The 7,943-nt window shown below is 41.1% G+C and carries 8 protein-coding genes; all 8 read left to right on the forward strand.

From position 1 onward, the window contains the following. Window positions 1–46: 46 nt before the first annotated feature. The 8 genes from O3599_RS01630 to sufB all read left to right on the forward strand — a co-directional run bounded on the left by O3599_RS01630 (window position 47) and on the right by sufB (window position 7,762). Window positions 47–544 (forward strand): GAF domain-containing protein, encoded by a 498-nt coding sequence (locus tag O3599_RS01630; RefSeq protein WP_247939859.1) that lies wholly within the window; start codon window positions 47–49, stop codon window positions 542–544. Then, window positions 544–2,199, forward strand: a complete 1,656-nt coding sequence (gene dnaX / locus O3599_RS01635; protein WP_261055630.1) for a DNA polymerase III subunit gamma/tau — start codon at window positions 544–546, stop codon at window positions 2,197–2,199. The genes O3599_RS01630 and dnaX overlap by 1 nt, the downstream gene beginning before the upstream one ends. Window positions 2,200–2,226: 27 nt before the next feature. Next, window positions 2,227–2,421, forward strand: a complete 195-nt coding sequence (locus O3599_RS01640; RefSeq protein ID WP_001081602.1) for a DUF3272 domain-containing protein — start codon at window positions 2,227–2,229, stop codon at window positions 2,419–2,421. A gap of 150 nt (window positions 2,422–2,571) precedes the next feature. Then, window positions 2,572–3,342 carry a Fe-S cluster assembly ATPase SufC gene (sufC, locus tag O3599_RS01645; protein WP_000114489.1) on the forward strand — a complete coding sequence of 257 codons (771 nt, stop codon included), beginning with the start codon at window positions 2,572–2,574 and terminating at the stop codon, window positions 3,340–3,342. A 27-nt stretch (window positions 3,343–3,369) separates the two neighbouring features. After that, the gene (gene sufD, locus O3599_RS01650) at window positions 3,370–4,632 is read left to right on the forward strand and encodes a Fe-S cluster assembly protein SufD (RefSeq protein WP_153198813.1); all 1,263 of its coding nucleotides are present in this window, start codon (window positions 3,370–3,372) and stop codon (window positions 4,630–4,632) included. Window positions 4,633–4,642: 10 nt separating this feature from the next. Beyond that, complete coding sequence (locus tag O3599_RS01655) at window positions 4,643–5,869, forward strand: cysteine desulfurase (protein WP_000887745.1); 1,227 nt, start codon at window positions 4,643–4,645, stop codon at window positions 5,867–5,869. Further along, window positions 5,856–6,296 (forward strand): Fe-S cluster assembly sulfur transfer protein SufU, encoded by a 441-nt coding sequence (gene sufU / locus O3599_RS01660; protein ID WP_247939857.1) that lies wholly within the window; start codon window positions 5,856–5,858, stop codon window positions 6,294–6,296. The genes O3599_RS01655 and sufU overlap by 14 nt, the downstream gene beginning before the upstream one ends. A gap of 53 nt (window positions 6,297–6,349) precedes the next feature. Then, entirely contained in the window at window positions 6,350–7,762 is a 1,413-nt protein-coding gene (gene sufB / locus O3599_RS01665) for a Fe-S cluster assembly protein SufB (RefSeq protein WP_247939856.1), read from the forward strand. Window positions 7,763–7,943 lie beyond the last annotated feature (181 nt).

The following is a 7,943-nucleotide window of genomic DNA, read 5'->3' on the forward strand; positions in this document are numbered from 1 at the left end:
AGGGATTTTTCTTTTGTCTATAAGCCTTTTTTGATATAATAGTCCTATGTTAGAATCAGAAAAACAATCACGTTATCAAATGTTAAATGAAGAGCTATCTTTTTTATTGGAAGGTGAAACCAATGTTTTGGCTAATCTTTCCAACGCCAGTGCTCTTCTAAAATCACGCTTTTCCCATACTGTATTTGCAGGCTTTTATTTGTTTGATGGAAAGGAATTGGTTTTAGGTCCCTTCCAAGGCGGTGTTTCCTGCATCCGTATTGCACTAGGCAAGGGGGTTTGTGGTGAGGCAGCTCATTTTCAGGAAACTGTTCTTGTTGGAGATGTAACGACTTATCCCAACTATATTTCTTGTGATAGTAGCGCTAAAAGTGAAATTGTTGTTCCGATGGTTAAGAATGGTCAATTACTTGGAGTTCTAGATCTTGATTCTTCAGAGATTGATGATTATGATGCTATGGATCGAGATTATTTGGAACAATTTGTCGCTATTTTGCTTGAAAAGACAGAATGGGACTTTACAATGTTTGGGGAGAAAGCCTAATGTATCAAGCACTTTATCGAAAATATAGAAGTCAAAACTTCTCCCAGTTGGTTGGTCAAGAAGTTGTAGCTAAGACTCTTAAACAAGCAGTAGAGCAAGAGAAAATAAGTCATGCTTATCTTTTTTCTGGTCCACGTGGAACGGGAAAAACCAGTGTAGCTAAGATTTTTGCCAAAGCTATGAACTGTCCAAATCAAGTGGGTGGTGAACCATGTAATAACTGCTATATTTGTCAGGCAGTGACGGATGGTAGTTTAGAAGATGTCATCGAAATGGATGCAGCTTCTAATAATGGGGTCGATGAAATCCGTGAAATTCGTGATAAATCTACCTACGCCCCTAGTCTTGCCCGTTATAAGGTTTATATCATAGATGAGGTTCATATGCTGTCTACAGGGGCTTTTAATGCTCTTCTCAAGACGCTGGAAGAGCCAACACAGAATGTGGTCTTTATTTTAGCTACTACTGAATTGCACAAGATACCTGCTACGATTTTATCCCGTGTGCAACGTTTTGAATTTAAATCGATTAAGACACAGGATATTAAGGAACATATCCGCTATATCTTAGAAAAAGAAAATATCAGTTCTGAACCAGAGGCTGTGGAAATCATTGCCAGACGGGCTGAAGGTGGAATGCGAGATGCCTTGTCTATTTTAGATCAAGCCCTGAGTTTGACACAGGGAAACGAGTTGACGACTGCCATCTCTGAAGAAGTTACAGGAACTATTAGTCTGTCAGCCTTGGATGATTATGTGGCTGCCTTATCTCAGCAGGATGTTCCTAAAGCCTTAGCTTGCTTAAATCTTCTCTTTGAGAATGGTAAGAGCATGACTCGTTTTGTGACCGATCTTTTGCACTATTTAAGAGACTTGTTAATTGTTCAAACAGGTGGAGAAAACACTCATCATAGTCCAGTCTTTGTAGAAAATTTGGCACTTCCTCAAGAAAATCTGTTTGAAATGATTCGCTTGGCGACAGTTAGTTTAGCAGATATTAAGTCTAGTTTGCAGCCCAAGATTTATGCTGAGATGATGACTATCCGTTTGGCAGAGATTAAGCTTGAACCAGCTTTTTCTGGTGCAGTTGAACATGAAATTTCTGCATTGAGACAGGAAGTTTCGCGTCTTAAACAAGAACTCGCAAATGTGGGAACCGTAGCCAAGCCAACAAATCCAGCTCCTAGTCGACCAGCAGCAGGCAAGACAGGCTATCGTGTGGATCGCAATAAAGTGCAATCTATTTTACAAGAGGCCGTCGAAAATCCTGATTTAGCACGTCAAAATCTGATTCGCTTGCAGAATGCCTGGGGAGAGGTGATTGAAAGTCTTGGAGGTCCTGATAAGGCTCTGCTAGTTGGTTCTCAACCGGTTGCGGCCAATGAACACCATGCTATTCTTGCTTTTGAGTCTAACTTCAATGCTGGTCAAACCATGAAACGAGACAATCTCAACACTATGTTTGGTAACATCCTCAGTCAGGCAGCAGGTTTTTCACCTGAGATTTTAGCTATTTCCATGGAGGAATGGAAAGAAGTTCGCGCAGCCTTTTCAGTCAAAGCAAAATCTTCTCAAACTGAAAAAGAAGCAGAAGAAAGTCTGATTCCAGAAGGATTTGAATTTTTGGCTGATAAAGTGAAGGTAGAGGAAGACTAAAGAAAGATTTCATGATACAATAAGTTTATGAATAGACAACAATTTATTATCATCGCGCTGTTTACAGCTGCTGAGACCTATTTTTTCAATGAAGCTTGGATGACTGGTCGTTATATTATGGCAGCCTTTTGGGCCATTTTGCTTTTTAGAAATTTCCGAGTTAGTTACTTGATGGGCAAGATTGTAGACGTCATTGACCAGCATTTAAAAGGAAAAGACTAGTCCTCAGCTTCTAGACAAAATCAAAGCCTTTTAGGCTTTTTTTTGTTATACTATAAAAGTATATTTATTGACCTTTTACCGTATTTTCTAGGGAAATCAAGTATGTTTCCAGTAAGAACTGTAAAGGTCTTGAAAAAGAAAGGAACTATCATGTCAGTATTAGAGATCAAAGATCTTCACGTTGAGATTGAAGGAAAAGAAATTTTAAAAGGGGTTAACCTGACCCTGAAAACAGGAGAAATCGCTGCTATCATGGGACCAAATGGTACTGGTAAGTCGACTCTTTCTGCCGCTATCATGGGAAATCCAAACTATGAAGTTACCAAAGGTGAAGTCTTGTTTGATGGCGTAAACATCCTTGAGTTGGAAGTTGACGAGCGTGCGCGTATGGGACTTTTCCTTGCTATGCAATACCCATCAGAAATTCCTGGTATTACTAACGCTGAGTTTCTTCGTGCAGCTATGAATGCTGGTAAAGAAGATGATGAAAAGATTTCAGTTCGTGAGTTTATCACTAAATTGGATGAGAAGATGGAATTGCTCAACATGAAAGAAGAAATGGCTGAGCGTTACCTCAACGAAGGTTTCTCTGGTGGTGAGAAAAAACGTAATGAGATTCTTCAACTTTTGATGTTGGAACCAACTTTTGCCCTTTTGGATGAGATTGACTCTGGTCTTGATATTGATGCCCTTAAAGTTGTTTCTAAAGGTGTTAATGCCATGCGTGGTGAAGGCTTTGGTGCTATGATTATCACTCACTACCAACGTCTTTTGAACTACATCACACCTGATGTGGTACATGTGATGATGGAAGGTCGTGTTGTCCTTTCTGGTGGTCCAGAATTGGCTGCGCGTTTGGAGCGTGAAGGATACGCAAAACTAGCTGAAGAACTTGGCTACGACTACAAGGAAGAATTGTAATTCCCTCGTATCTTTTAGGAGAAGTAAATGACTAAAGAAAATATTAAACTTTTTTCAGAAATGCACGCTGAACCAAGCTGGTTGGCTGATCTCCGTCAAAAAGCTTTTGACAAGATTGAGACTTTGGAATTACCAGTTATTGAGCGTGTCAAATTCCACCGTTGGAATCTGGGTGATGGAACGATTACAGAAAGTGAGCCATCAGCAAATGTTCCAGATTTCACAGCTCTAGATAATCACTTGAAATTGGTGCAAGTAGGAACTCAAACTGTTTTTGAGCAAATTCCAGTTGAGTTGGCTGAACAGGGTGTCGTCTTTACAGACTTCCACTCAGCTTTAGAAGAAATTCCAGAGCTGATCGAAGAATTCTTCATGTCATCTGTTAAATATGACGATGACAAGTTGGCAGCCTACCATACAGCTTATTTCAATAGTGGTGCTGTTCTCTACATTCCTGATAATGTTGAGATTAAAGAACCAATCGAAGGAATTTTCTATCAAGACAGCGATAGTGATGTGCCGTTTAACAAGCATATTATGATTATCGCTGGTAAAAATTCTAAGATTAGTTATCTGGAACGTTTAGAATCACGCGGTGAAGGAAGTGCCAAAGCAACTGCTAATATCACAGTAGAAGTAATTGCACGTTCTGGTGCGCAAGTGAAGTTTGCTGCGATTGACCGTCTAGGTGAAAACGTCACTGCTTACATTAGCCGTCGTGGTAAATTAGGCAACGATGCAAGCATTGACTGGGCAATCGGTGTCATGAACGAAGGGAACGTCGTTGCGGACTTTGATAGCGACTTGATTGGAAATGGTAGCCATGCAGATCTCAAGGTTGTAGCTCTTTCAAGTGGTCGTCAGGTTCAAGGGATTGATACGCGAGTGACTAACTATGGTTGCAACTCAATCGGAAATATCCTACAACATGGGGTTATTCTTGAAAAAGCAACCTTGACCTTCAATGGTATTGGCCACATTATCAAGGGTGCCAAGGGAGCAGATGCCCAACAAGAGAGCCGTGTTCTTATGCTTTCAGACCAAGCACGTTCAGATGCCAACCCAATTCTTTTGATTGATGAAAATGACGTAACTGCAGGACATGCGGCTTCTATCGGTCAGGTAGATCCAGAAGACATGTACTACCTCATGAGCCGTGGTTTAGATAAGGCAACTGCAGAACGTTTGGTTGTTCGTGGTTTCCTTGGCTCCGTTATCGTTGAGATTCCAGTCAAGGAAGTTCGTGATGAAATGATTGCGACTATCGAAGAAAAATTGTCAAAACGCTAAGGGGTAGCCTATGTTAGATGTAGAAGTGATTCGCAAGGATTTTCCAATTTTAGACCAGATTGTTAATGATGAACCATTGGTTTATTTGGACAATGCTGCGACGACACAAAAACCACTAGCAGTTCTGGAGACGATTAACCGCTACTATGAGAACGACAATGCCAATGTTCATCGTGGCGTTCATACCTTGGCAGAAAGAGCGACAGCTTCTTATGAAGCCGCTCGTGAAACTATTGGTGAGTTTATCAATGCAGGGTCTACAAAGGAAGTTCTCTTTACCAGAGGAACGACAACCAGTCTGAACTGGGTGGCACACTTTGCAGAGGAAGTCTTGACTGAGGGAGACCAGGTTTTGATTTCTGTCATGGAACATCATTCCAACATCATTCCTTGGCAGGAGGCCTGTCGCAAGACTGGAGCAGAGCTTGTCTATGTTTATCTCAAGGACGGAGCTCTGGATATGGATGATTTGCGAACTAAATTGACTGACAAGGTCAAGTTTGTTTCGCTAGCTCACGCCTCCAATGTTCTTGGTGTGGTTAATCCTATCAAAGAAATCACTCAATTGGCCCATCAAGTTGGAGCCATCATGGTGGTGGATGGTGCTCAATCTACTCCTCATATGAAGATCGATGTCCGGGACTTGGATGTGGACTTCTTTGCCTTTTCAGGTCATAAGATGGCTGGTCCAACTGGTATTGGTGTTCTTTATGGTAAAGAAAAGTATCTGGAACAAATGTCACCAGTAGAATTTGGTGGTGAGATGATTGATTTTGTCTATGAGCAATCTGCTAGTTGGAAGGAATTGCCTTGGAAATTTGAGGCTGGAACTCCTAATATGGCAGGTGCAATTGGACTTGCTGCGGCAGTGGATTATCTGGAAAAGATTGGTATGGATGCCATTGAAGCTCATGAACAGGAATTAATCGCATACGTCTATCCAAAACTGAAGGCGATTGAAGGATTGACCATTTATGGTTCGCAGGACTTGGCTCAACGTTCAGGTGTCATTGCCTTTAACCTAGGTGACCTTCATCCTCACGACCTTGCGACTGCTTTGGATTATGAAGGAGTGGCTGTTCGAGCAGGTCACCACTGTGCGCAACCCTTGCTCCAGTATTTGGATGTTCCAGCCACAGCTCGTGCAAGTTTTTATATCTACAATACCAAGGCAGATTGCGATAAGCTAGTCGATGCCTTACAAAAGACAAAGGAGTTTTTCAATGGCACTTTCTAAACTAGATAGCCTTTATATGGCAGTGGTAGCGGACCATTCGAAAAATCCACATCACCAAGGGAAGTTAGAAGAAGCTGAACAAATCAGTCTCAATAATCCGACCTGTGGAGATGTCATCAATCTCTCTGTCAAGTTTGATGCAGAGGATCGTTTGGAGGATATCGCTTTTCTAAACTCAGGTTGCACCATCTCTACAGCATCTGCTAGTATGATGACGGATGCAGTTTTAGGAAAAACCAAAGAAGAAATTTTAGAACTTGCGACAATTTTTTCTGAAATGGTTCAAGGGCAAAAAGATGAGCGTCAAGACCAACTTGGAGATGCAGCTTTCTTATCAGGCGTTGCCAAATTTCCTCAACGAATCAAGTGTGCAACCCTAGCTTGGAACGCCCTGAAGAAAACAATTGAAAATCAAGAAAATCAGTAAGACAAGTTTCTTTTGTCTTATGAATCATTAGAAATGAAGAAAGAAAGGATATTATGGCTGAAGAAAGAGTAGAACCAAAACCAATTGACCTTGGTGAATATAAATTTGGTTTCCATGATGATGTAAAGCCTGTCCTATCGACAGGAAAAGGATTGAATGAAGATGTCATTCGTGAACTATCAGCTGCAAAGGGAGAACCTGAGTGGATGTTAGAGTTCCGTTTGAAGTCTTACGAAACATTTAAAAAAATGCCCATGCAAACTTGGGGAGCAGACTTGTCAGAGATTGATTTTGATGACTTGATCTACTACCAAAAACCATCTGATAAACCAGCCCGTTCTTGGGATGATGTTCCTGAAAAGATTAAAGAAACCTTTGAACGTATTGGGATTCCAGAAGCTGAGCGTGCTTATCTAGCTGGTGCCTCTGCCCAGTACGAGTCAGAAGTGGTTTACCATAATATGAAGGAAGAGTTCCAGAAATTGGGGATTATCTTTACAGATACGGATTCTGCCCTCAAGGAATACCCAGACTTGTTTAAACAATACTTTGCGAAGTTGGTACCGCCGACAGATAACAAGTTGGCTGCCCTTAACTCAGCAGTATGGTCAGGTGGAACCTTTATCTACGTACCAAAAGGGGTCAAAGTGGATATTCCACTTCAAACTTACTTCCGTATCAACAACGAAAATACTGGTCAGTTTGAACGTACCTTGATTATCGTTGATGAGGGGGCAAGTGTCCATTATGTAGAAGGATGTACAGCGCCAACTTATTCAAGTAACAGCTTGCATGCTGCCATCGTAGAAATCTTTGCCTTAGACGGAGCTTATATGCGTTATACGACTATCCAAAACTGGTCTGATAACGTCTATAACTTGGTAACGAAACGTGCTAAAGCCTTGAAAGATGCGACGGTTGAGTGGATTGATGGAAACTTGGGTGCCAAAACAACCATGAAATACCCATCTGTTTACCTAGATGGTGAGGGAGCGCGTGGTACCATGCTTTCTATTGCCTTTGCTAATGCAGGGCAACACCAGGATACTGGAGCTAAGATGATCCACAACGCTCCACATACAAGCTCGTCTATTGTGTCTAAATCCATCGCTAAAGGCGGAGGGAAGGTTGACTACCGTGGACAAGTAACCTTTAACAAAAACTCTAAGAAATCTGTTTCTCACATTGAGTGTGATACTATTATCATGGATGACTTATCAGCATCAGATACCATTCCTTTTAATGAAATTCACAACTCACAAGTCGCTTTAGAACACGAAGCTAAGGTATCTAAGATTTCAGAAGAGCAACTATATTACCTCATGAGCCGTGGATTATCAGAATCTGAAGCAACTGAGATGATTGTTATGGGATTTGTAGAGCCATTTACAAAAGAGCTTCCAATGGAATATGCTGTTGAGCTGAACCGTTTGATTAGCTATGAAATGGAAGGATCAGTTGGGTAAACTTTGTTTTTATACTCTTCGAAAATCTCTCCAAACACGTCAGCTTTATTTACAACCTCAAAGCGGTGCTTTGAGCAACCTGGGGCTAGCTTCCTAGTTTGCTCTTTGATTTTTATTGAGTATTAGATTTACTCAAAATCAAGAACTTTGAAGATGAACTTGTAACAAAAAAATCGCGGTT

Origin of the sequence: Streptococcus sp. 27098_8_103 (assembly GCF_041432345.1) — a bacterium.
In the GTDB taxonomy this organism is placed as follows: domain Bacteria; phylum Bacillota; class Bacilli; order Lactobacillales; family Streptococcaceae; genus Streptococcus; species Streptococcus mitis_BV.

Bases quoted from the DNA above. Each gene is read 5' to 3' on its own strand.
- O3599_RS01630 (WP_247939859.1), top strand. From the start codon at position 47: ATGTTAGAATCAGAAAAACAATCACGTTATCAAATGTTAAATGAAGAG.
- dnaX (WP_261055630.1), top strand. From the start codon at position 544: ATGTATCAAGCACTTTATCGAAAATATAGAAGTCAAAACTTCTCCCAG.
- O3599_RS01640 (WP_001081602.1), top strand. From the start codon at position 2,227: ATGAATAGACAACAATTTATTATCATCGCGCTGTTTACAGCTGCTGAG.
- sufC (WP_000114489.1), top strand. From the start codon at position 2,572: ATGTCAGTATTAGAGATCAAAGATCTTCACGTTGAGATTGAAGGAAAA.
- sufD (WP_153198813.1), top strand. From the start codon at position 3,370: ATGACTAAAGAAAATATTAAACTTTTTTCAGAAATGCACGCTGAACCA.
- O3599_RS01655 (WP_000887745.1), top strand. From the start codon at position 4,643: ATGTTAGATGTAGAAGTGATTCGCAAGGATTTTCCAATTTTAGACCAG.
- sufU (WP_247939857.1), top strand. From the start codon at position 5,856: ATGGCACTTTCTAAACTAGATAGCCTTTATATGGCAGTGGTAGCGGAC.
- sufB (WP_247939856.1), top strand. From the start codon at position 6,350: ATGGCTGAAGAAAGAGTAGAACCAAAACCAATTGACCTTGGTGAATAT.